The 24,267-nt window shown below is 33.4% G+C and carries 19 protein-coding genes; 14 read left to right on the forward strand and 5 right to left on the reverse strand.

Annotation, left to right across the window (positions count from 1 at the left end; all coding sequences use genetic code 11):
• Positions 1–154 precede the first annotated feature (154 nt).
• The 4 genes from LJY17_RS12265 (at position 155) to sufD (ending at position 4,110) form a co-directional block, all read left to right on the forward strand.
• Positions 155–484, forward strand: a complete 330-nt coding sequence (locus LJY17_RS12265) for a HesB/IscA family protein (RefSeq protein WP_136667213.1) — start codon at positions 155–157, stop codon at positions 482–484.
• A gap of 19 nt (positions 485–503) precedes the next feature.
• On the forward strand, positions 504–1,952 hold the full coding sequence (gene sufB, locus LJY17_RS12270) for a Fe-S cluster assembly protein SufB (RefSeq protein WP_264544113.1): 1,449 nt from the start codon (positions 504–506) through the stop codon (positions 1,950–1,952).
• Between the two features lie 30 nt (positions 1,953–1,982).
• Complete coding sequence (gene sufC / locus LJY17_RS12275; protein WP_264544114.1) at positions 1,983–2,720, forward strand: Fe-S cluster assembly ATPase SufC; 738 nt, start codon at positions 1,983–1,985, stop codon at positions 2,718–2,720.
• A 73-nt stretch (positions 2,721–2,793) separates the two neighbouring features.
• Positions 2,794–4,110: a Fe-S cluster assembly protein SufD gene (sufD, locus tag LJY17_RS12280; RefSeq protein WP_264544115.1), complete on the forward strand. Its 1,317-nt coding sequence runs from the start codon at positions 2,794–2,796 to the stop codon at positions 4,108–4,110.
• 64 nt (positions 4,111–4,174) lie between these two features.
• Here sufD and LJY17_RS12285 read toward each other — a convergent pair whose 3' ends face one another.
• On the reverse strand, positions 4,175–5,674 hold the full coding sequence (locus LJY17_RS12285) for a S1C family serine protease (RefSeq protein ID WP_264544116.1): 1,500 nt from the start codon (positions 5,672–5,674) through the stop codon (positions 4,175–4,177).
• Positions 5,675–5,755: 81 nt separating this feature from the next.
• Here LJY17_RS12285 and LJY17_RS12290 point away from each other — a divergent pair, with 81 nt between their 5' ends.
• Complete coding sequence (locus tag LJY17_RS12290) at positions 5,756–6,613, forward strand: hypothetical protein (protein WP_264544117.1); 858 nt, start codon at positions 5,756–5,758, stop codon at positions 6,611–6,613.
• Positions 6,614–6,647: 34 nt separating this feature from the next.
• Here the strand turns inward: LJY17_RS12290 and LJY17_RS12295 are convergent, their stop codons facing one another.
• On the reverse strand, positions 6,648–7,988 hold the full coding sequence (locus LJY17_RS12295) for a serine hydrolase domain-containing protein (protein WP_264544118.1): 1,341 nt from the start codon (positions 7,986–7,988) through the stop codon (positions 6,648–6,650).
• A gap of 126 nt (positions 7,989–8,114) precedes the next feature.
• Between LJY17_RS12295 and LJY17_RS12300 the strand changes: the two genes are divergently transcribed.
• The 6 genes from LJY17_RS12300 to LJY17_RS12325 are packed head-to-tail and all read left to right on the forward strand — an operon-like array spanning position 8,115 to position 12,107.
• The gene (locus LJY17_RS12300; protein WP_264544844.1) at positions 8,115–9,329 is read left to right on the forward strand and encodes an aminotransferase class V-fold PLP-dependent enzyme; all 1,215 of its coding nucleotides are present in this window, start codon (positions 8,115–8,117) and stop codon (positions 9,327–9,329) included.
• Positions 9,330–9,344: 15 nt separating this feature from the next.
• On the forward strand, positions 9,345–9,842 hold the full coding sequence (locus LJY17_RS12305) for a hypothetical protein (RefSeq protein ID WP_264544119.1): 498 nt from the start codon (positions 9,345–9,347) through the stop codon (positions 9,840–9,842).
• A 15-nt stretch (positions 9,843–9,857) separates the two neighbouring features.
• Entirely contained in the window at positions 9,858–10,277 is a 420-nt protein-coding gene (locus LJY17_RS12310; RefSeq protein ID WP_264544120.1) for a SufE family protein, read from the forward strand.
• Between the two features lie 3 nt (positions 10,278–10,280).
• Positions 10,281–10,604, forward strand: a complete 324-nt coding sequence (locus LJY17_RS12315) for an SUF system Fe-S cluster assembly protein (RefSeq protein ID WP_264544121.1) — start codon at positions 10,281–10,283, stop codon at positions 10,602–10,604.
• A gap of 1 nt (position 10,605) precedes the next feature.
• Positions 10,606–11,115: a DUF2480 family protein gene (locus LJY17_RS12320; RefSeq protein WP_264544122.1), complete on the forward strand. Its 510-nt coding sequence runs from the start codon at positions 10,606–10,608 to the stop codon at positions 11,113–11,115.
• A 41-nt stretch (positions 11,116–11,156) separates the two neighbouring features.
• Positions 11,157–12,107, forward strand: coding sequence for a DUF3078 domain-containing protein (locus LJY17_RS12325; RefSeq protein WP_264544123.1), 951 nt, complete (start codon positions 11,157–11,159; stop codon positions 12,105–12,107).
• 149 nt (positions 12,108–12,256) lie between these two features.
• Here LJY17_RS12325 and hflX read toward each other — a convergent pair whose 3' ends face one another.
• The gene (gene hflX / locus LJY17_RS12330; RefSeq protein WP_264544124.1) at positions 12,257–13,480 is read right to left on the reverse strand and encodes a GTPase HflX; all 1,224 of its coding nucleotides are present in this window, start codon (positions 13,478–13,480) and stop codon (positions 12,257–12,259) included.
• A gap of 173 nt (positions 13,481–13,653) precedes the next feature.
• Here hflX and LJY17_RS12335 point away from each other — a divergent pair, with 173 nt between their 5' ends.
• From LJY17_RS12335 to LJY17_RS12345, 3 genes are all read left to right on the forward strand, one after another.
• Positions 13,654–19,116: a fibronectin type III domain-containing protein gene (locus tag LJY17_RS12335; RefSeq protein WP_264544125.1), complete on the forward strand. Its 5,463-nt coding sequence runs from the start codon at positions 13,654–13,656 to the stop codon at positions 19,114–19,116.
• 65 nt (positions 19,117–19,181) lie between these two features.
• Positions 19,182–20,102 carry a PorP/SprF family type IX secretion system membrane protein gene (locus LJY17_RS12340; RefSeq protein ID WP_264544126.1) on the forward strand — a complete coding sequence of 307 codons (921 nt, stop codon included), beginning with the start codon at positions 19,182–19,184 and terminating at the stop codon, positions 20,100–20,102.
• 16 nt (positions 20,103–20,118) lie between these two features.
• The gene (locus LJY17_RS12345; protein ID WP_264544127.1) at positions 20,119–21,981 is read left to right on the forward strand and encodes an OmpA family protein; all 1,863 of its coding nucleotides are present in this window, start codon (positions 20,119–20,121) and stop codon (positions 21,979–21,981) included.
• Positions 21,982–22,326: 345 nt separating this feature from the next.
• On the opposite strand, the gene LJY17_RS12350 is transcribed toward LJY17_RS12345, so the two are convergent.
• Both LJY17_RS12350 and LJY17_RS12355 read right to left on the reverse strand, forming a co-directional pair.
• On the reverse strand, positions 22,327–23,634 hold the full coding sequence (locus LJY17_RS12350) for a DUF5689 domain-containing protein (protein WP_264544128.1): 1,308 nt from the start codon (positions 23,632–23,634) through the stop codon (positions 22,327–22,329).
• 13 nt (positions 23,635–23,647) lie between these two features.
• On the reverse strand, positions 23,648–24,262 hold the full coding sequence (locus LJY17_RS12355) for a choice-of-anchor J domain-containing protein (RefSeq protein ID WP_264544129.1): 615 nt from the start codon (positions 24,260–24,262) through the stop codon (positions 23,648–23,650).
• Between the last annotated feature and the right edge of the window lie 5 nt (positions 24,263–24,267).

Below are 24,267 nucleotides of genomic sequence, written 5' to 3' on the forward strand. Positions count from 1 at the left end.
TCTAATATTACTGTTTTATTTAAGGAATCGCGATGTAAATAGAGATTATTTATCAAGACATTAGTTATAAAAATGTTAGTAATTATGAAAAAGGGTTTTTATGTTATATCTTTGCGGTTTAAAACGATTAATTTAGACAAAATCAAAATAATAGATGATAAAAGTTTCAGAATCAGCGAGTAAGAAAATCATCGAGATGATGAAAGATGATGGATTCGACGCCTCTACAGACTTTGTAAGAGTAGGAGTTAAGAGCGGAGGTTGTTCAGGTTTGTCTTATGAGTTAAAATTTGATAAAGAAATTAATGATAGTGACAAGGTTTTCGAAGATAGCAATGTTAAAATTGCTGTTGAGAAAAAGTCTTATCTATACTTAATAGGTACAATTTTAGAATACTCAGGAGGCTTAAACGGAAAAGGATTTGTGTTTAATAATCCAAACGCACAACGCACGTGTGGGTGTGGAGAGAGTTTTTCTCTTTAAAAAAATTAGATAAAATATTATGTCAAAATATACCGAAGACGATTTAAAAGTCGAACTCGAAAACAAAGAGTACGAATACGGATTTTATACTGAATTAGAATCGGAAACGTTTCCTATTGGTTTAAATGAAGATATTGTTCGTGCTATTTCTTTGAAAAAGGAAGAACCACAATGGATGACAGACTGGCGATTGGAAGCCTTTCGCGCATGGCAGGAAATGGAAGAGCCAGAATGGGCTAATGTGAAATACGACAAGCCAGATTTTCAAGCCATAGCGTATTATTCGGCACCTAAAAAAGCAGATCCTAATAAAACCTTAGACGATGTTGATTCGGAATTATTGGAAATGTACAAAAAGTTAGGGATTTCTATCGATGAGCAAAAGAAGATGAATAATATCGCAATGGATATTGTAGTCGATTCGGTTTCTGTAGCAACAACGTTCAAGAAAACATTAGCGGAAAAGGGAATTATTTTTTGTCCAATTTCTGAAGCAATAAAAGAACATCCTGAATTGGTTCAAAAATACATTGGAACTGTTGTTCCGCAAAAAGATAACTTTTATGCAGCATTAAATTCAGCTGTTTTCTCTGATGGATCATTTTGCTATATTCCTAAAGGAGTAAAATGTCCAATGGAATTATCGACATATTTTCGAATTAATCAAGGTGGGACTGGTCAGTTTGAGCGTACCTTAGTGATTGCTGATGAAGGAAGTTATGTGTCTTATTTGGAAGGATGTACGGCTCCAAGTCGTGATGAAAACCAATTGCATGCTGCAGTAGTTGAACTTATTGCACTTGATGACGCCGAAATTAAATACTCGACTGTACAAAACTGGTATCCTGGTAATAAAGAAGGCAAAGGTGGTGTTTTTAACTTTGTAACCAAAAGAGGTTTGTGCGAGAAAAACGCTAAAATTTCTTGGACTCAAGTAGAAACAGGATCAGCCGTAACGTGGAAATATCCTTCTTGTGTATTGAAAGGAGATAATTCAATTGGAGAATTCTATTCAATTGCAGTAACTAATAACTTCCAACAGGCAGATACTGGTACAAAAATGATTCATTTGGGTAAAAATACTAAATCAACAATCATTTCTAAAGGTATTTCAGCAGGAAAATCTCAAAACAGTTATAGAGGATTAGTACAAATTAGTTCACGTGCCGAAAATGCTCGTAACTTCTCACAATGTGACTCGTTGTTAATGGGTAACAATTGTGGAGCACATACTTTCCCATATATCGAATCTAATAATTCAACAGCAAAAATAGAACACGAGGCAACAACTTCAAAAATTGGAGAAGATCAAGTGTTTTACTGTAATCAACGTGGAATTCCAACAGAAAAAGCAATCGCTTTAATAGTAAATGGTTTCAGTAAAGATGTTTTAAATAAACTGCCAATGGAGTTTGCTGTAGAAGCACAAAAACTATTAGAAATTTCCTTAGAAGGAAGCGTTGGATAATCAATTTTTAAAATAAAAAGATACTATAGTATGTTAACTATAAAGAATTTACATGCCTCAGTTGAGGATAAAGAAATATTAAAAGGAATCAACCTTAAAATTAAAGCTGGCGAAGTACATGCCATTATGGGACCTAACGGTGCTGGAAAGTCAACACTTTCGTCAATTATTGCTGGAAATGAAAACTACGAAGTTTCGGAAGGCGAAATCATTTTAGATGGGGAAGACATTTCTGAATTAGCACCAGAAGAAAGAGCACACAAAGGTGTATTCTTATCATTCCAATATCCAGTAGAGATCCCAGGTGTTTCGGTAACTAACTTTATCAAAACAGCGATTAATGAAAGTCGTAAAGCAAATGGTAAAGAAGAAATGCCAGCAAATGAAATGTTGAAAAAAATTCGTGAAAAATCTGAACTATTAGAAATGGATCGTAAGTTTCTTTCACGTTCATTAAATGAAGGTTTTTCGGGTGGTGAGAAAAAGCGTAATGAGATTTTCCAAATGGCGATGTTGGAGCCTAAAATTGCTATTCTTGACGAAACAGATTCTGGTCTTGACATCGATGCACTTCGTATTGTGGCTAATGGTGTAAATAAACTGAAAAACGAAAATAACGCAGTTTTAGTAATTACGCACTACCAACGTTTGTTAGAATACATTGTTCCTGATTTTGTTCACGTTTTAATGGACGGTAAAATCATTAAATCAGGAGGAAAAGAATTGGCACTTGAGCTAGAAGAAAAAGGATACGATTGGTTGAAATAAAGAATTTTCAGTTACAGAACAGAAACATTGTTATGATGCAAAACTGTAAACTGTAAACTGTAAACTTGAAAAAATGGAATTAAAAGAAAAATTAATATCATCATTCATGGCATTTGAAGAAAAAGTCGATGTAGCTACCGAGTTACACGATTTGAGAACTTCAGCCTTAAAGAATTTTGAAGCAAAGGGCTTTCCTTCTAAAAAAGAAGAAGCTTGGAAATATACTTCGCTTAATGCGGTTTTAAAAAATGATTTCAGCATTTTTCCTAAAAAGGAACATGCTATCGAAATCAAGGAAGTAAAAAAATACTTTATCAACGATGTAGATACTTATAAAGTTATCTTTATTGATGGTGTTTTTAGTACGTTTTTATCGTCAACTACACATGACGGATTGGATGTTTGTTTAATGTCATCGGCATTAACAAAACCAAAGTATAAAATGGTAATTGACAACTACTTCAATCAAATAGCCAATAAAGAAGACAGTTTAACATCTTTGAACACTGCTTTTGCTTACGAAGGAGCTTATATTAATATTCCAAAAAGCAAAGTAGTTGAAAAGCCCATCGAAATCATATATTTTTCTACAGGTAATGAAGCAGCTTTAATGACACAGCCGCGTAATTTGATTATCGTTGGCGAAAACGCACACGTACAAATTGTAGAGCGTCACCAAAGTTTAAATGAAAATCCGGTGTTGACCAATTCGGTTACTGAGATTTTTGCTCAAAAACGTGCTATTGTAGATTATTACAAAATTCAAAATGATGTGCAAACGGCTAATTTGATTGATAACACGTATATCTCACAAAAACAAGAAAGCCGCGTTGCAGTACATACTTTCTCTTTTGGTGGAAATATTACAAGAAACAATTTGAATTTCTATCACCACGGAGAAAGAATCGATTCTACTTTAAAAGGAATTACAATCATTGGAGATAAGCAACACGTAGATCATTATACTTTAGTAAATCACGAACAACCAAACTGCGAAAGTCATCAGAATTACAAAACAATTTTAGATGGAAATTCGACTGGTGTATTTAATGGTAAAATCTATGTAGAAAAAGAAGCTCAAAAAACAGATGCTTTCCAGCAAAATAACAACATCTTATTAAGCGACAAAGCAACTATCAACGCTAAGCCACAACTAGAGATTTTTGCAGATGATGTAAAATGTTCGCACGGATGTACTATTGGTCAGTTGGATGATAACGCTATGTTCTACATGCAACAACGCGGAATACCTAAAAAAGAAGCCAAAGCTTTATTGATGTACGCTTTCACCAGCGAAGTAACATCAAGTATCAAAATACCGGAATTAAAAGCTAAAATCGCAAAAATCATAGCTACGAAATTGGGTGTAAACATGGGATTTGATTTATAGTCGTTGCGAAGAACCAAATAATATCTTTATATAAACAGAAAAGCCACTCACTGAGTGGCTTTTATTATTCTGTTTTAATATTTAGCATTTTTAAAACAATATTTGAAGGTATTGAAAACCCTATTCCAGATATGTTTTTACCTGAAGCTTTCAGTGTATTTATTCCAATTATTTCACCCCTATTATTTAGCATTGGTCCGCCACTATTTCCTGAATTAATACTAACATCTGATTGTATAAAATTTACACCGTTAAATTCTCTGTAACCGCTTATAATTCCCTTTGTAATGGTTTGTATCAATTTTTTATCTAGTGGAGTTCCTATAGCATATACCTCTTCGCCTAAATTTGTTTTGTCGCTATCATAGAAAGATAAACCTTTAATGTTTGCATTTACTTTTAAAATAGCCAAATCAAAATCTTTGTTAGCTTTTACAAGCTCCGCTTTTACTTTTCTGTCTTTGTCAATCTTGATAAAAATAGGTTTTTGGCCTTCAATTACATGGTAATTCGTGATAAGATATCCGTTGTCAGTTACAAAAACGCCACTCCCAAACTTTCCTTCAGTTTCAACAGTAACTATAGAATTTACACTTTCTTTTAACATTTCAGAGGTGTTTGTGTAAGACCTATTTTGAATTAGAGGTATTTCTATGACACTTCCTTTAGATTTTTCAAGATATTTTTGCTGAGAAGTTGAAATTAAATTGTGTAATGATTCTTCCTCTAATAGTTCTCTTTCTGAAAGCGCTATCATATCATGTAACAATAACTCATAATTATTGCCAGATCTAAAATAATTTGTTTTTATTTCAAATGTCTTTATTGGATTTTCTAAATCTGATAAATCAAAAACTTGCCATTCACATTCTAAAAAACATGGACCAGAAAAGTCACGATGTAACTTGCCACTTAATTTGAAATTCAAGTTTTTGACAATAGGCTTGAAAATAATCTTAGGATTTTGAAGATTTGAGACATCTTTTTTACTGTCTTTTTTTGAAAAAAAAGTTGCGTTTACATATGAATTTTGAAAAGCATTTAAAATCCTCATTTCCATATTTTCTGGATAGCCTAAAAGTCTGTATATATCTTTATCTTTTAGTTTTTTCTTATTTCCATTTAATTCTCCTAAGACTTGATTTTCATCTATTTTTATAATAGGCACCTCTATACCTACAAGAATTGTATTTTCTGTTTCTTTGAAAGTTTTTGTCATTTTTAAGACAAGGTCTTCTGTGTTTTTTCCTTTATCTAATAAACAAGAACTGCACTCTTCTATTGCATTGAAAAAAGCCATGTTGTCTTTTCTTTTTTCTTTAAGAGTGATTTTTATAGTGTCGAAATTTTCTTTAACAATATTGATTTTAACAATATTCTTGTTAAGTTTTTTTAAATCGAAGGGAGTATTTCCAATCTTTTGGTTATTGTCGTCGAAAATTTCGGCATTTGGGTTGGTACTTATAAAATTTGAACCACTATTTTGAGAATAAATAAAATTTATAAATAACAATGTAAAACAAATGGTGAAGCGTCTTTTTGAATTAAAAAAAGTAATCCGCATTTTAAAAAGGAATTATGTTTATAGATTAAAAATCATACTTTTGCAGCGCACAAAATTATTCATAAACTTAATTAAACAATAATGAAAACAAAGATTATTTTCCTATTTGCATTGATTTGCTCTTTCGTAGCTAATGCACAATTATCAGCCGTAGACTATAAAAGCGAAGAGTATAGTCAATTTAAAGCTTCTAAAACGTATGTAGTACTAAGTGGAGATAAAAAATTTGATGAAGAAATGAAAGCTGCAATGAATGATTTGTGGAAAGTTACTCCGTTTTCATTTATTGGAGGAAAAGAACTTGAAGCAAAAATTACAGAAAAAAATGCTTCATTTATTACTTTAATTGTTATAGAAGGAGCTAAAGCTGGTCAAAACTATCACTATTTAGCATTACTTAATGGAGGAAAAAAGAAATTAAGCAAATATGAATATCAAGACATGTTAGCTTATTGTCCACTTAATTTTTTTGGAAATGAATTCAAGTTGACAGCTTCAAGTTACAGAGTAAGAAACATGATTGAATCAATGATTTTATCTATGGATCTTGTGCAAAAAAATGATATAAGAGGTAATTCAGCTAAAATCGTTAAAGGACTGCAAGAGGTTTATAATGAAAGAGCACCTAAAATTAAAGAAAGAACACTATTATTTTGTGAAGAAAGTTTAGGTAAAAAAATCACTAAGGCTGATATCGCTGGTATTTACCCACACAAATTTGAAATGTGTTCTAAAGAAAAATTAGAGCAAGTAATTAAAGATAAAAGTACTGAATACTATTATTTTCAACCTGCAATTACTTTGAACAAATCAATGTTTGTTTTTGATCCTTCTAATGGAGAAGTAGTTTACTTCGATTACCAAATCATGGGATTAAATATAAATAAAGGAAATATTGAGGATCTAGCTAAAGCTGTTAGTCCAAAAAAGAAGAAATAAGAAATAAAGAAAGCCACTCATTGAGTGGCTTTCTTTATTTCTTAACACTTGCTAAAATCTCCTTAATCAATTCATTTAAATCTATATGATCTGTTCCTAAGCGTACCACTACCATATCGTGCGACGGAATGATAAATACTCTTTGCCCTTGAAAGCCATCTGCATAATAAACATCTTTCGGGCAATCTGGCATTTTGCCACCAGTATTTAACCAGAACTGTGCTCCATATTGGTTTTCTGAAGTTGGAGTAGGAGTAGCTACATATTTGGCCCAATTAGGATCAAACAATTGTTCGCCGTTCCAGTTTCCTTTGTGTAAGTATAATAATCCAAATTTTGCCCAATCACGAGCATTTGCCCAAGCATAAGAAGAACCGATGTAATTTCCAGCCAAATCTGCTTCGACAAGCATGGAATGCATACCAATTTTATCAATTAAAGCGTTGTACCAAAAATCTAAATACTCTTGATGTGTTTTAAATTGCTTACGTAGAATTCCAGATAATAAATTAGTAGTCCCTGAAGAATAATTCCAAGTCGCGTTAGGTTTTCCAACCAAAGGCTTATTGATTTGAGATTTACTCATATCGCTTTCCTGAAAAAGCATTTTCGTAACATCAGATATCTTTCCATAATCTTCATCCCATTCTAAGCCCGAATTCATTTGTAAAAGGTTGTTAATAGTGATGCTTTTTCTTTCGTCATTTTTCCATTCACTTATAGGAGCTGGTTGGTTTACATTTAGTTTACCTTGTTTTTGTAAAATTCCAAATAAAGTTCCAGTGATACTTTTGGTCATCGACCAACCCAATAATCTTGAATCTTTAGAAAATCCAGGAGCATATTTTTCAGCTATAATTTGATCTTTATATATTACTACAACTGCTCGAGTGCTTTTTTTACCTTCAAAATTAGGGTCAAAGGCTTTTGCAACGGCTTTATTTAATTGGGCGTAATCAATGTTTGTGAAATTTGATTTTACTGGTTCTCCATCACCATAAGGAAAAGGAATATTTTTATTTAAGGTGAAACTTCTTTTAGGAACTAAATAAGGTTCTGATTCATTATAGTCATCATTTACTAGAACAGCACCTAAGCCTTCACGATAAACAGCCTTTCTTGTTTTTAGTCCGTAAACAGAGGCTTCGGCATATTTTCCTTTTTCATTGATTTCATTTTTAGCTAAATCGATGAGGTCAATATCATTGTCTCCTTTCTCAATAACCCCCAATGGGCGATTGTCTAAAAAATGACCAGAAGCAACACTTTTTGAAGAAAAACCAGAAATTAAATCGAGTTTTGGATACGTGTCAAATCCTAAATAAATAATTGCAGCTAAAAGGACAAGGCCTAAAAAACGAAATATCTTTTTCATAGAGAGGAAATTAGATTGCTGCAATTTAGGAAATAGCTATGAATGCATAAAAAAGATTTATTAAATAATTCTTCTATTCGTGGTCAAATAACTACTTTTGTATTTAGAAAAAATCTAAATAATAAAATGTTAGATATCCAAAAAATAAGAGCCGATTTTCCCATTTTAGAGCAAAAAGTAAACGGAAAACCCTTAATATATTTTGATAACGGTGCGACTTCACAAAAACCTAAAGTGGTTATTGATGCAATCTCAAAATATTATCAAGAAATAAATGCCAACATTCATAGAGGAGTACATACTTTAAGCCAATTAGCGACTGATGCTTATGAAGCTTCTCGTGAAAAAGTAAGAAGTCATATTAACGCCAAAGAAGTTTACGAAGTAATTTTTACATCAGGAACAACTCAGGGAATTAATTTGGTTGCCAACGGTTTTGCTTCATTGATTTCTAAAGATGACGAAGTAATGGTTTCGGCTGTAGAACACCATAGTAATATTGTACCATGGCAGTTTTTGTGTGAAAGAACAGGAGCAAAGTTGGTAGTGATTCCAATGAATGAAAAAGGGGAATTGGTAATGTCTGAATATGATAGATTACTTTCATCTAAAACCAAAATTGTGGCTGTAAATCACATTTCTAACGCATTAGGAACAATTAATCCTATTGAACATATCATTAAAAAAGCGCATGAAGTTGGCGCTGTTGTTTTAGTTGATGGTGCTCAAGCCACACCACATATAAAACCTGATGTGCAAGCTTTAGATTGTGATTTTTATGTATTCTCGGGACATAAAATTTGTGGGCCAACTGGTGTTGGAATTTTATACGGTAAAGAAGAATGGTTAAATAAGCTACCACCTTACATGGGTGGAGGAGAAATGATCAAGGAAGTAACTTTTGAAAAAACCACTTATGCCGATTTACCTCATAAGTTTGAAGCAGGAACACCGAACATTGCTGATGGAATTGTTTTAGGGACTGCGATTGATTACTTAAATGAAATTGGTTTCGATAATATTCAAAAACAAGAGAAAGAATTGTTGTCTTATGCTACTGAAAAGTTATTGGAAATTGAAGGTTTAAAAATCTTTGGTACTTCAGAAAACAAAACTTCAGTAGTGTCTTTTAATATAGAAGGAATTCATCCTTACGACATTGGAACAATTATTGATAAGTTAGGTATAGCAGTTCGCACTGGTCATCATTGTGCTCAGCCTATCATGAATTATTTTGATATTCCGGGTACCATTAGAGCAAGTTTTTCGTTTTATAATACAAAAGAAGAAATTGATACCTTTGTTGAAGCTGTTAAAAAAGCTAAAATGATGTTGTCATAACCTAAACTAAAAACTATGAGCAAATTAGTATTTATTGGAGTATTAGCATTCGTTTTACTTTCGTGCAAATGCAAAAAAGAAGTTGTGCAAAAAGGTGATTCATCTCAAACGACATTGGTAGATAATGTTCAAACTGATGAATCAAAAGTTAATAATCAAGAGCAAACTTCTGTTGTAGAATATAACGCCAATACAAGAGGCTATTTTTTGAAGTTAGTATTTAGTAACAATAAATTGATGTTTACTAACGAAAGAGATTCTAATGAACTTAAGGCAGTTCAATTAGATAAATCTCAATTAGATGAATTAAATAGTATGCTAGGTTCGATTAATGTTGATGGGTTGGCTACTCTAAAAGATCCAACGCAAAAGCGTTTTTATGATGGAGCTGCAATAGCCAATTTAAAAATAACCAAAAACGGTAAAGAATATAGTACTGTAGATTTTGATCACGGAAACCCGCCTTTAGCTATCGAAAATTTTGTTAGTAAGTTGGTTTCCTACACAAAATAGAAGGAGAAAAATATAATGACAATTCAAGAAATTCAAGAAGAGATAGTCGATGAGTTTTCAATGTTTGACGATTGGATGCAGCGATACGAATACATTATCGAATTGGGGAAATCACTTCCTTTAATTGATGAGCAATATAAAACTGAAGAAAATATAATTAAAGGCTGTCAATCTAAAGTTTGGGTACATGCTGAACAAAAAGAGGATAAAGTTGTTTTCACTGCCGATAGTGATGCTATTTTAACTAAAGGGATAATTGCAATCCTGATAAGAACTTTTTCAAATCAAACACCCAAACAAATTTTAGACGCAAACACCAATTTTATTGATGAAATTGGGCTTAAAGAACATTTATCACCAACACGTGCAAACGGATTGGTATCGATGGTTAAACAAATTAAAATGTATGCACTGGCCTTTGAGGCTAAAAATTAAAAAATGGAAGAATTTAACGACACAATAAATTTAGGAGAAGAGGTTGTAAAGATTTTAAAAACTATTTATGATCCAGAAATCCCTGTAGATATATACGAGTTAGGGTTGATTTACGATGTGTATGTTAATGAAGATTTGGATGTAAAAATCCTTATGACATTAACTTCGCCTAATTGCCCAGTTGCCGAAACATTGCCAAATGAAGTAAAGGAAAAAATTGAAAAGATTGGTGAGGTGAAAACTTGTGAAGTTGAAATCACTTTTGATCCACCTTGGAGCAAAGATTTAATGAGTGAAGAAGCTAAGCTAGAGTTAGGAATGCTTTAAGATGCAAGACGAAATCATAAATAAAGTAGCCACAAGTTCTTTAGTAGTTTTCGATTTGGAAGACTACTATAAGGCAGGCGTGCGTACTCAGATTGATATTTCGCAATGGCTTATTGAAGGTTTTTTGTTGAAAGAAAAAGATTTTCGTGAAGCTTTAAAAAATCACGATTGGTCACAATATCAAAATCATTATGTAGCCATTAATTGTTCAACAGATGCTATTTTACCTGCTTGGGCTTCCATTTTAGTTGCTTCATATGTAGCACCTTTTAGCAAAAAAGTTGTTCTTGGTAATCTTTCTGATTTAGAAATTTCAATTTATGAATCAGAATTATCATCTATTGATTTTTCCCAATACAAAGACAAACCAGTTATTTTAAAAGGTTGTTCAAAAAAACCAGTACCTGAATCGGCTTATATTCTAGCAATACAAAAACTACAAGAAAATGCTAAAAGTATAATGTATGGCGAGGCTTGCTCTGCTGTACCTATTTATAAATCAAAAAAATAAGATTTTTTTTATAAATTTGAGTAAACGCTAAACTCAATACTATGAAGAAAATCATAATAACCAGTTTGATTTTATTTTCTTATGGATTAATTTCGGCTCAAGTCAATGAAAAAGCATTGATAAACAAAACTGCAGAAGCAGCAGAAAAAACGAAAGACACCACTAATATGGGTTGGAAAAAAGCAGGGAATTTTGTTTTTCTTTTCAACCAATCAGCTTTTAATAATGAATGGCTTGGTGGCGGAACTTCAAATATGGCAGGAAATATAAGCCTAAACTATGACTTCAATTATAAGACTCCAAATATAGTTTGGGATAATAAAATCTTTGCTGCTTATGGTTTAACGAAACTTAAAGATCAAGAAACTACCAAATCTGATGATCGTTTTGAATTCACATCTTTATTAGGTAAAAAAGCATCAGGGTATTGGTATTATTCAGCATTTTTAAATTTTAAAACCCAAATGGATACGGGTTTCAAAAAAGTGGCTTTTACGAATGATAATGGTACACCTCTAATTACTACCGATGATTTTGCTGATACACAAAATGTAACCATTTCGCATTTCTTTTCTCCTGCTTATCTTCAAGTCGGACCTGGTATGCTCTGGAAAAAATCAGACAATCTAAAAGTGAATATTGCACCAGCCACTTCACGTTTTATTTTTGTCCACAATCATTTCACCGAATTTGGCTCAGCTTTTGGAGTTGATCAAGGCGATTCTTTTAGATTTGAATTTGGTGCAGCTTTAAATGGCTATTACAAATTCAATGTGATGGAAAACGTTTCGATGGAAAATATATTGAATTTGTATTCTAATTATTTAGAAAATCCACAAAATGTCGATATCGATTATCAAATGAACTTAGTCATGAAAATCAATAAATACCTTTCCACAAATCTTTCGTTCCAAGCAATATATGATGATAATGCCATTGGAGCTTTTCAAATTCGTGAAGTGTTTGGATTAGGATTAAATTACGGATTTTAATTAGGAGCTATTCCTGCTTTCGCCAGTCGCTTTTTATTTTAAGGTTATTTCGAGAGCCTCAATCACCATAAAATAAAAGAGCTTCAACAAAGGCTCAATCAGGGCTATAAAAAAAGATGCCTGAGGTACTCGAAGGCATCTTTTTTAGTTTATTCTTTTTCAACAGCGTCTTTATAATCAGGATACAAAAAGTTGTTGTATGGAAATCTTGTAATATGAATTTTGCGAACAGCTTCGTACACTTTCTCGCGCAACTCTTCAAAATTATGCTTTTCAGTAGCTGATATAAATAAGGTGTTGTTCTCACCCAGTTTACTCATCCAGGTGTTTTGCCACTCAGCAAGTGTGTAATGCTTTGTTGTTTTTTCGGTAATTAAATCGTCAGCCTCAATAGTTAAGTGCTTGTAAGCATCAATTTTATTAAAAACCATTATAGTTGGCTTATCGGCACTTTTAATATCTTGTAAAATCTGATTTACCGATTCAATATGATCTTCAAATTCTGGATGTGAAATATCAACTACGTGAAGCAATAAATCGGCCTCACGAACTTCATCAAGCGTACTTTTAAAAGATTCAACTAACTGAGTAGGTAATTTTCTGATAAAACCAACAGTGTCAGAAAGTAAAAAAGGCAAATTCTTAATAACTACTTTTCTAACAGTAGTGTCAAGCGTAGCAAATAATTTATTTTCTACAAAAACTTCACTTTTTCCAACAGCATTCATTAAAGTAGATTTGCCAACATTAGTATAACCAACTAAAGCTACACGAACCATTGCTCCACGATTACTTCGTTGCACTGCCATTTGTTTGTCGATAACCTTAATCTTGTCTTTAAGTAAAGCAATACGGTCACGAACAATACGACGGTCAGTTTCAATTTCTGTTTCTCCGGGACCACGCATACCAATACCACCTCGCTGACGTTCTAAGTGAGTCCACATACCTGTTAATCGTGGAAGTAAATATTGACATTGTGCTAATTCGACTTGAGTTCTTGCATATGATGTTTCAGCTCTTTGTGCAAAAATGTCTAGAATTAAGTTAGTTCTATCTAAAACTTTGCAATCAAGTTCTCTTGTTATGTTTTTTTGTTGTGCAGGAGTTAACTCGTCATCAAAAATGACGGTTTTAACATCATTGTCTTTAATATAATACTTAATGTCTTCAAGTTTTCCAGATCCCACAAAAGTTTTTGGGTTGGGTTTATCCATTTTTTGAGAAAATCTTTTTACTACTTCACCGCCAGCTGTAAAAGTTAAAAACTCTAACTCATCAAGATATTCATTTAGTTTTTCTTCGGATTGAAGTTGGGTTATGATACCAACAACAACCGTTTTTTCGAAATTTATTTTTTCTTTCTCTAACATACTAAAAATAAAACACAAAACTAACAAAATGTAAGGAGGTTATTATTTTATATTCACTAAAAATATGCATTTCGTCGAAAAAAAATGACATTATGTTAAAATTCGTTATTAAATTGTTAATTTTTTTTACATTTGGAAATTATACAAACTCGTTAACCGAAACTTTATAAACTATGAAAAAAATTACTTTGTGCTTTTTCATGATGATTCTTCCTTTATTGGGATTCTCCCAAATAACAGAAGGATTTGAAGGAGCGACTTTCCCGCCAACCACTCCTGGGAACTGGGCTGTTATGAATAACGGCGTAGGAACAGGGATAGATTGGGCGGAAACAACAAACGCAGCATTTGTTCATACGGGGACAAAAGCAGCAATTATTGATCGAGAAAATATCGGTGCAGGGAACACTTCTCAGGACTGGTTGATTACTCCTCAAATAACTCTGCCTGCAAACGGCCAGTTAAGATTTTGGACCAGACAAACACTCACAGGGAACAATGGTTCTACCTATGAGATAAGAGTGTCTACAAATGCATCACAAACTAACCAAGCAGCTTTTACAACTGTGCAAAGCTGGACAGAAACTACTTTGAATGCTACATTTAATGTGTATGAAGAAAAGTTAGTAAGTCTATCAGCTTATCCAGCTGGAACACAAGTTTATATAGCTTTTGTTAAAATAAATACACAACCTTCTACGGTTACTACAGGTGATAGATGGATTATTGATGATATCAATTTAGTACAACAATGTTTGGATCCATCAATTTTGACGGCTACTGTAACAGGTCCAACTACAGCAACTTTAGGTTGGACAAATAACGGTTCTGCTACATTGTGGGACATTTATTATAATCTACAACTAGATCCAACGGTGCCAGACGTATCAACAACACCGTCTTTTAATGACGTTAATACTACTGCTTATCCTGCAACTGGTTTTTCTCCAGGGACAGCATATAAATTTTGGGTAAGAGCTCAATGTGCTGGAGGTGTAGTAAGTAATTGGGTTGGTCCTTTTAACTTCACGACAAGTCCAGCAGGTTCTATATGTTCTTCACCAATATTAATAGGTGGTTTACCATATAGTCATACTGCTAACACGAGCACTTATGGTGATGAGGTAGACACACCTCAAGGAGCGGGTTGTGCAGGTGGTACAACTAACTATATGCAAGGAGCAGAAGTATTTTACTCTTACACTCCTACTGTTTCAGGAAATATTACAATTTCAATGACTCCAACTGGAGTTAGTTCGAGTTTATATGTGTATAATGGATGTGCTAACGTAGGTGTTAGCTGTTTAGCAGGTGTTGCAGATGCAACTGCTAACCCAAGAAATATTGCTACTTTACCTGTTATAGCAGGTCAAACTTATATTTTTGTTATTTCATCAAGTACAACACCAGCAGGTGGAATTCCTTATACATTAATTATTCAAGAAAAATTTTGTGACCCTCCTACAAATGGAACAACAAATACTCCAGCGACAACATCAATTAATATGTCATGGTCAAACCCATCTGCTGCAACTTCTTGGCAGGTAACTGTTCAAGCACCTGGAGCTGGTGTTCCAACAGCACCTGGGCCATTATCGGCAACTGCAACTACTAATACAAATTTTAATTTTACTGGACTTACTGCAGCTACTGCTTATGAATACTGGGTAAGAGCTGATTGTGGAGGTGGTTTGTATAGCCCATGGGCAGGTCCGTATTTGTTTAGTACATCAATTTGTGACCCTTCAGACAAGTGTAATTTTGTTTTTAGAATGACTGATACGTGGGGAGATGGATGGAATCCTGCTGGAGCTGGAAGGATGGAAATACGTCAAAACGGTATTGTTGTAGCAACTATTGGTTCTACATTTACTACTGGGACGGCTTTAAATAGCCCTCCAGTTGCTTTATGTGATACATTGCCATTTGAAATATATTTTACAGTACCTGGATTGAATCCTGAAGAAATAGGAGTTCAGGTTATTAATAACTTTAATCAAACTGTTGCTACAATAACTCCGGTGCTTTCACCTAGTTCAACTACACCTATTTATACAGGCACTTTTGATTGTAATGTACCAGCATGTTTGCCTCCATTAGCATTAAATGATACAACGCCAACAACGTATGGTGCGACTTTGACTTGGGCTGCAAATGGTGGAACAAATTGGAATATTTATATTGTACCAATGGGATCGCCAGCACCTACAGCAGCATCAACACCAACAGTCACAGGTGTAACTGCAACTACATATGTGATACCATCGTCTTTAGGATTGTTACCTAACACTACATATCAGTATTATGTTCAGGCAGTTTGTTCAGCAACACAGCAAAGTGTTTGGGCAGGACCTGGTGATTTTACAACATTACCAACGTGTTCAAGACCAACAAATCCTTTAGCTACAAATATAACTGCATCTTCTGCAACTTTAAGTTGGACTCAACCATTGAATCCTGATGGAAGCTTAGCAAATGCTTGGCAAATTATTTTATTACCATGTGGTTCGCCAGCTCCTACTGCTACAACTCCAGGATGGATAAATGTTAATACAAATACATATAACGTTTTAGGTTTGACTCCTTTAACATGTTATGATTTTTATGTAAGAGCAATTTGTTCTACTACTGATGCTAGCCCTATATCTGTAGTGCGTACTTTTTACACTCCTGATACAAATGACGAATGTGTTAACTCTAAAGAAGTACCAGTAAATCAAAATACACATTGTATTCAAACTGTATATGGAACTGTAGCAGGGGCAACAGCATCTCCTCAGGCAAATACTTGTGGTGCAACAGCTGATGATGATGATGTTTGGTTCCATTTCGTGGCAACAGCGACAACACATTATATTTCATTATTAGAACCTAATACGTCAACAGCAAATCCGCCAGCTTTCCCTACTGCTGCACCTGGAGGTTTAAATTACTCCCTATATAGAGGTACTAATTGTGGTTCATTGGTACAAGTTAGTTGTAGAACAGCTAATGGAGGAATGGAAACAGGCTTAGTTATTGGTGAAACTTATAAGATACGTGTTTATTCGCCAGGAACAGCTGCTTCTACAAAACGATTTGAAGTTTGTGTTGGAACTAAAGTGATTTATTGTGAGAATTCAGTACCAGTTTGTGCTGTAAATGCTATCATTTTAAGAAACGATGTTGGTGTTCCAGCAACTCCTAATCCAATTAGTGGTAGTGGAACTGCAACTGTTGGTTGTTTAGGTTCTGCACCATCACCAACTTTCTATTTCTTAACGATTCAACAAGATGGAAATTACAACTACTTTATGGAGCAAAGTACTGATCCTACTTTTGCAACAGTTGATTTAGATGTGGATTATGTAACTTGGGGACCTTTTACTTCCGTAGCTCAAGCTTGTACATCGATTTCGGTTAGTAATACAAGACCAGCCCCTCAAGGATGTAGTTTCTCTGCTGCTCCAACTGAAAACTTCACTATAAATGGAGCTTTAACGGGTCAGGTATATATAATTATGGTTACTAATTATACAGCTTCTAGTAGTTATCCTGGAAAAAGAGGATATATTAGAATTACAAGAACAGTAGGGCCAGCACCTTTAGAATGTTGTCCATTTGCAAGTTTTACTTATTCTAGTTCTTTCTTCTGTAAAGATGGTGCTAATCCATCACCTATATTGGGAACAGCTTCCACAGCTGGTACTTATGCATGTACAAATCCAAACTTGATTATTAATCCAACTACTGGGGTTATTGATTTAGCTGCGAGTGCAGTTGGTACTTATATAGTAACTAGTACAATTCCTGGAGATGCTGATTGTCCAACTTCAACTGCGACATTTAGTGTTACTATTAGTAACCCTCCTACAGCAACTATTGCTTATGCTTCTCCTTCTTATTGTAAAAATAATACAGTAGTACAGCCAGTAATTAGAACAGGTACAGCTAGTGGATTTTACTCAACTTCACCAGCAACTGGATTGTCAATTAATCCAACTACAGGTGCAATTACACCAAATACAAGTACGCCGGGTATTTATACAGTTATTTATACAGTTCCTGCAGGAAGTGGGTGTCCAGCATTTACTACGCAAACACAAGTTACAATTGACGCTGTGCTTGTAGCTACATTTAATTACGGGACTGCACCATATTGTTCGAATGGTGGATTTGCAAACCCAGTATTTACTGGTGGTGGAGTAGCAGGAACATTTACCTCTTCTACAGGGTTAGTAATAAACCCAACAACTGGAGTGATTGATTTAGCTGCTAGTACAATGGGTACATACACAGTAACTAATGAAATAGCTGCAAATGGCGCTTGTCCAATTGTAACTGCAACTGCTTCAATCACAATTACTGCATTACCAATTGCAACATTTAATTATACGACAGCAGATCATTGTCAGAGTGAAGGTACTATATTACCTGTATTTACAGGTGGAGGTCTTGCTGGTACATTTACATCATCTGCTGGATTGGTCTTAAATGCTACAACAGGAGAAATTGATTTGGCATCAAGTACACCAGGTACCTATACTGTTTATAATACAATTGTTGCGGCTAATGGATGTCCTCAAGTTCAAGAACAATTTGTAATTAGAATTTATGCTAATCCAATAGCTAGTATTACTTCATCTGATGCGGATAATACAATTTGTGCTGGTGAATCTGCAACATTAACAGTTAATCCAACAAACTTTGCAGTTGGAGACGCTACATATGTTTGGAAGTTTAATACAGGTGTAATACCTGGAGCAACATCTTATCAATATAATCCAACACAAACTGGTTTGTATGAAGTTCAAATAACATTAAATGGTTGTACAAATGTAACTTCTATAACAACTAACTTTACTGTTAACTTTGTACCTCAAGCAACTATAAGTGGAACTAATCTAGTGAAGTGTATTAATGAAGTTTCTGTAATTACAGTTACACCAGTAAATTATACTGCAGCTGACCCAGTAACTTATTCATGGACACTTGGAGGAGGTTCATTACCTGATACTACCAGTTCAATAAGTTATGACGATTATGGTACATACGTTGTGACTATTACAAATCAAGGTTGTTCTAGTACATACTCAATTACAGTTTCACCTGATACAACTGAAATTCCAATTGATGCAGTAGGTGATTGTCAAGGATCTAGCTATATATTAACAGCTTCTCCTATTAATAGTTCATTTGATCCATCAAGTACCGTATATGAATGGACAAACTCTATTGGAGATATAGTTGCCTCAGGTCTTAATCAAAATACATTTAATGTAAGCCAGTATGTTCAAACGAATAACATTTCATCAGGAAGTTTCCCTCTTACATTTACTGTAAAAGTTACTACTTCACCTGATGGATGTACAGATACTCAAGATTTCGTTGTATTATCTTCTATTTGTACAATTCCAAAAGGTATCTCACCTAACGGAGATGGAAATAACGATACATTTGACTTAAGAGGTTTAGGTGTTAAACAGTTAAGTATTTTTAACAGATACGGAACTAAAGTTTATAGCTATAGTAACTATACTGATCAATGGCATGGACAAACTGATAAAGGTGATGAATTACCAGTAGGAACTTATTACTTTGTTTTTGAACAAAATGATGGTCAAAACAAATCAGGGTGGATTTATATTAATAAATAAAAATAGAATGTAGTCTGTGTGTTTTTACACAGACTACATTTCTAACCAAATAAAATAAAATTAAAATGAAAAAAATATTTTTCACAGCCCTAGTTGTTGTTTTGGCATTTACTGATGCTAATGCACAGCAGGATCCACATTATACTCAATACATGTATAATATGAACGTGATGAATCCAGCCTACGCAGGGTCGAAAGAAAATTTAAGTTTTGGATTGTTGTTCCGAAAGCAGTGGGTAGAAATAGAAGATTCTCCTACTACATTTACTGCAACTGGTCATTCACCAGTGGGTAAAAATGTCGGACTTGGATTATCGGTTATTTCAGACAGGATTGGTCCAGTTGAAGAAAACAATATTTATGGAGACTTTTCATACACACTGAATCTTGGAGGTGATCATAGATTAGCAGCTGGTATTAAGGCAGGTGTTACTTTTCAAAAAATTGGTCTAAATAGTCAGATAGCTTCAACTTTAGCAGTGCCTAATGATGGACCTTTTGCTCAAGATACTTCAAATTCTCATCTTAACATGGGGGCAGGTTTGTTCTATTATACAAATAAATATTATTTAGCTTTTTCGATTCCTAATATGCTTAAATCTGCTCACTTAGATTATAATGGAGTTAAGTACGGTTCAGAAGTACAACATTATTTCCTTACTGGAGGTTATGTTTTCAATTTGAGTGAAAAAACTAAGTTTAAACCTCACTTCATGTTGAAGTCAGCTTTTGGAGCGCCAACTTCATTGGATGTATCAACTAACTTTTTGTTTTTTGATAAATTCGAACTTGGAGCAACTTATAGACTAGATGATTCGTTTGGTGCTTTGGTAAATTATAGAATTACTGATGGACTTAGAATTGGATACGCTTATGATCACATTGTTTCAGATCTTGATGTAACAACTCCTTCATCACATGAAGTTATGTTGTTATTTGATTTGAACTTCCCTAAGAAAGTGTCAAGTTCGCCACGTTATTTCTAATATAAACAAACTTAAAATGAAAAAAATATATATAGCTATAGGTTTTGCGTTTGTAATATCTACTACAAGAGCGCAAAATAAAGAAACTAAAGTAGCAGATCAACTTTTTAATCGTTATGAGTTTGTTGATGCTGCAAAGGAATATTTAAAGCTTAATGATAAAGGCAAAGCAGATGCTTACGTTTTTAAACAGTTAGGTGATTGTTATTACAATGTTTTTAACTCTATTGAGGCTGAAAAATGGTATTCACAAGCAATAACATCTCAACAGGATGCGGAAACATATTTTCGTTATGCAGAAATGCTAAAAGCTAACGGAAAGTACGATGAGGCAAATGCTGCTATGAGTAAATTTGCATCATTAGCTCCCAATGATCAAAGAGCTAGTAATAAGAATCAGTTAAATGAAATTATTGCGCTATCTAAGAAATTTGATGTTAAAGCAGTTCCAACTAGTTCTAAGTATTCAGATTTTGGAGCTTTTTTGAAAGATCAAACCGTTTATTTTGCTAGTGCTAGAAACACAGCAAGAAAAACATATGATTGGAATGATCAACCTTATTTAGATATTTATAAAGCTGATTTTGTTGATGGTCAATTAAATGCTATCGCAACTCCAGTAGATGAAATTAACTCTTCTTATCATGAAGGTCCAGTCACTATAAGCGCTGATGGAAATACAATGTATTTTTCTAGAGAAAGTTTTTTTGATAAAAAGTTCGTGAAAAGTGCTGATAAGAAAACTAAACAAGGAAAAGTTAATATTTTTAAAGCTACTAATGTTGATGGGAAATGGTCAAACATAACTCCAGTTTCTTTCAATAGTAAAGAATTTAATACAAGTAGTCCTTCACTAAGTAAAGATGGAAGTACTCTTTATTTTATTTCTGATATGCCAGGAAGCATAGGAAAAACAGATATTTGGAAAGTGGCAGTAAATAGTGATGGTACTTTTGGTACTCCAGAAAATCTTGGACCAAATGTAAATACTGAAGGAAACGAATTGTCTGTTTTTATCGCAGATGACAATATCCTTTATTTTGCTTCAAACGGTCGTGGTGGATTAGGAGGTCTTGATGTCTATGCTTATGACACAACTAAAGGTTCTGAGCCAATTAATCTTGGTAAGCCTGTGAACAGTGAAAAAGATGATTTCGGGTTTACTTTCAATCAAGACAAAAACATTGCCTTCTTATCAAGTAATAGAGATGGTGGTGCGGGTGATGATGATATTTACCTTGCTATTCCAGTTTGTAATATCGATTTAATGGTTAATGTTAATGATGTTAAATCTGGAGCTGCTGTATCTGAAGCTAAAGTTAGCGTTATGGGAGGAAGTCAAAATGGTCTAGCTAACGGACTTTCAAATGAAATGGGGAAAGCTAATTTCCAGTTTGAATGTGAACAGGCAAAAACAATTACTGTCTCTAGAAACGGTTATTATGATGAAACTTTGACTGTGCCTCAACAAAAAGGAGAAATTGCTTTAAATGTAAGTTTAAGGCCAATTGAAGCTATTGTAACGGAGACTGAAGTTATTTTAAATAACATCTATTTCGATTACAATAAAAGTAATATTACTCAACAAGGTGCATCTGAGTTAGATAAATTAGTTGCAGTTATGAATCAATATCCAGAAATGGTAATTTTTGCTAAATCACATACTGATTCACGTGGTAATGATAAATATAATATGAGTTTATCTGACCGAAGAGCAAAAGCTACAGTTCAATATGTAATTTCTAAAGGAATTGCTAAAGAAAGAATAACAGGACAAGGATTTGGTGAATCTGAACCAAAAGTATTGTGTGGTGATAATTGTACTGAAGAAGAGTATGCTCAAAACCGTCGTTCAGAATTTATGATTGTTAAGAAATAATTCTCTGATAACAAATAAAAAAACCCATCCTTGTGATGGGTTTTTTTATTTACAATTTTTTATAGATCTACTTAAATATAAAAAACAGATCTTATTATTTTTAATTGAAGAAAGCTTAAAAGTTAGAAATTTTATAAAGACAAGGTAACCTAAGATTCAAAGCAATGTAAAATCATCAATTAATTCTATTTCTTCAAAGTACAATTTTAATTTACGAACGGATAAATGCAACGTTTAGCATTTTTTAATGTGTATTTTCTATATTTTTATTTTGTTGATATAAAATATAAAAGAAAAGCCACGCAATTGCGTGGCTTTATTAAATAACTTAATAATCTCTTATAGTTAGTTTACTTTAACATTATCAACACGCCATTGTGCAGCTGCTGTATTAGTAGAAGTATATCTAAAAGCAATTCTTACATTGTTTTTGCCAGCATATGAATTTAAAGATATATTGCCAGAATTTAACCAAGCAGTACCTGTTGCAACATTAGCAGTTATTTTAGTCCATGTAGCGGTTGAAGGTAAACCAGCTAAATAATTAGTAGAAACATAAACCTCTAATGCATTTCCTGAAAATGGTCTTGCTGAATCAAAGTTTAATGTTGCAGTAGTAAGACTACTGAAATCTAAAATTGGAGAAATTAACCAATCATCATTTTCTTTTGCACCACCTGAAAATCCATTCATGTCAGCACATCTTCCTGGGTTTCCGTTAGAGGCATTAAGAGTCCAGTTTTGAGCTCCTAGAACACTAACTTTTGACCAATTATTCCAATCTGTAGTGAATGTTTCATTAAAAGGGAGTGTTCCATGAGGTATAACTCTTTCTTGTGTTAACCTTATATCTGTTTCATAACGAACCATAAATTGGAAGTCTGAATTATATTTTGATAATACTCCTCTTATTTTTCCACTTCCAAACGGAACAGTGTTACCTGTAAATGGTGCAAAACTACTGAAACGGATTATTCTTGAAATTCCTGTGCCTCCATTTGTAGCTACTAATAAATGATTTGTTGCACCGCCTCCTGAATCAACATCATAATACGTTCTGTTTATAGAGCCATCATTAAATTGTACTGGTTCTAAATCTATTAATGTATTTTGATTAGCATCTGTATAAGCGGCGTCTAAAGTTAAGGTTCTTGTCATGCTATCTTCACTTACAACTGTAGCAGAAGGGAATAAATGATCTCTCCATTTATTAACTGGTATTCTACCAATAGAACCTTCAAATGGATATCCAATTTGCATAGAACCAAATACTTTGGCAATATATAATCCTTCTAATTTAATGTATACTTTTCTTCCAGGATTAAATCCTTCTATGAATAAACTTACATCGTCAATAGGTATGCTAAATCCAACTGGATTACCTGTTGTAGGTATTGTTTGAAAAGATACCGTCTTGTAAAAATTACCGTTTTTATCACTAGAAGTTACATATGCTTCAATGATGTCGTTTCCTGTATACTCTGTAGGTGTAGTTGTAGCTGCTGCGTTTATGTCTTCTACAGTTTTAGTAGGAGTCATTTCATAAGTTTTTAATGGGTTAGTTGGCTCATCAAAATCTTCTTTTACACAGCTTGTTATAATTCCAGCTGCAAAAACTACCAAAAGTATTGGTTTAATAAATATATTCTTCATAACAACTGTTTTATTAATTATAAACTTTAACATTATCGATTTGGTATGAACCATCCAGAGATGTATTAGTTCCAGAACCTTTTACTTTGAAAGCAATATATGCTTTGCCACTATAGCTAGACAAATCTATTATACCAGATTTTATAAATTGAAAATATGTACTAGATGTTGTAGGTAATGTAGCTTGTAAAGTCGTCCAAGTGGCTGTTGTTACATTTGTACCGTCGAAATCTGTAGAAATTAATGCTTCTAATGAGTTAGAAGCACTAGTAACATATGATTGGGAAGACTCGAAAGAAAGTTTTTCACCTTCTTGTTTGTCTAAATCTATAGCTGGAGAAATCAACCACGCAACATTTACTGGTTCATTGGATTGGAAAGATGAAAATTCAGCATAAAGGTTTCCACTGTATTCTTGAGCCTTCCATTTTGCAGTTCCAGTTTCTGCATAATTTGTCCATCCTGGAGTGATAAGGATTTCATTATCTACTCCTCCTCTAGAAAAATCTTCGTTAAGGATTAGTGGCTTAAGATTAGGGGTTGTAATATCGTCCTCAGGAGAACAACTGCTAAGTCCTAATGTTGAAGCTACTAATGCTACAAAAAGAGTTGTTTTATTTATTTTCATAACAA

It is taken from the genome of Flavobacterium hankyongi, assembly GCF_036840915.1.
In the GTDB taxonomy this organism is placed as follows: Bacteria; Bacteroidota; Bacteroidia; order Flavobacteriales; family Flavobacteriaceae; genus Flavobacterium; species Flavobacterium hankyongi.

Coding starts and splice junctions, on each gene's coding strand:
- LJY17_RS12265 (WP_136667213.1), top strand. CDS start 155: ATGATAAAAGTTTCAGAATCAGCGAGTAAGAAAATCATCGAGATGATG.
- sufB (WP_264544113.1), top strand. CDS start 504: ATGTCAAAATATACCGAAGACGATTTAAAAGTCGAACTCGAAAACAAA.
- sufC (WP_264544114.1), top strand. CDS start 1,983: ATGTTAACTATAAAGAATTTACATGCCTCAGTTGAGGATAAAGAAATA.
- sufD (WP_264544115.1), top strand. CDS start 2,794: ATGGAATTAAAAGAAAAATTAATATCATCATTCATGGCATTTGAAGAA.
- LJY17_RS12285 (WP_264544116.1), bottom strand. CDS start 5,674: ATGCGGATTACTTTTTTTAATTCAAAAAGACGCTTCACCATTTGTTTT.
- LJY17_RS12290 (WP_264544117.1), top strand. CDS start 5,756: ATGAAAACAAAGATTATTTTCCTATTTGCATTGATTTGCTCTTTCGTA.
- LJY17_RS12295 (WP_264544118.1), bottom strand. CDS start 7,988: ATGAAAAAGATATTTCGTTTTTTAGGCCTTGTCCTTTTAGCTGCAATT.
- LJY17_RS12300 (WP_264544844.1), top strand. CDS start 8,115: ATGTTAGATATCCAAAAAATAAGAGCCGATTTTCCCATTTTAGAGCAA.
- LJY17_RS12305 (WP_264544119.1), top strand. CDS start 9,345: ATGAGCAAATTAGTATTTATTGGAGTATTAGCATTCGTTTTACTTTCG.
- LJY17_RS12310 (WP_264544120.1), top strand. CDS start 9,858: ATGACAATTCAAGAAATTCAAGAAGAGATAGTCGATGAGTTTTCAATG.
- LJY17_RS12315 (WP_264544121.1), top strand. CDS start 10,281: ATGGAAGAATTTAACGACACAATAAATTTAGGAGAAGAGGTTGTAAAG.
- LJY17_RS12320 (WP_264544122.1), top strand. CDS start 10,606: ATGCAAGACGAAATCATAAATAAAGTAGCCACAAGTTCTTTAGTAGTT.
- LJY17_RS12325 (WP_264544123.1), top strand. CDS start 11,157: ATGAAGAAAATCATAATAACCAGTTTGATTTTATTTTCTTATGGATTA.
- hflX (WP_264544124.1), bottom strand. CDS start 13,480: ATGTTAGAGAAAGAAAAAATAAATTTCGAAAAAACGGTTGTTGTTGGT.
- LJY17_RS12335 (WP_264544125.1), top strand. CDS start 13,654: ATGAAAAAAATTACTTTGTGCTTTTTCATGATGATTCTTCCTTTATTG.
- LJY17_RS12340 (WP_264544126.1), top strand. CDS start 19,182: ATGAAAAAAATATTTTTCACAGCCCTAGTTGTTGTTTTGGCATTTACT.
- LJY17_RS12345 (WP_264544127.1), top strand. CDS start 20,119: ATGAAAAAAATATATATAGCTATAGGTTTTGCGTTTGTAATATCTACT.
- LJY17_RS12350 (WP_264544128.1), bottom strand. CDS start 23,634: ATGAAGAATATATTTATTAAACCAATACTTTTGGTAGTTTTTGCAGCT.
- LJY17_RS12355 (WP_264544129.1), bottom strand. CDS start 24,262: ATGAAAATAAATAAAACAACTCTTTTTGTAGCATTAGTAGCTTCAACA.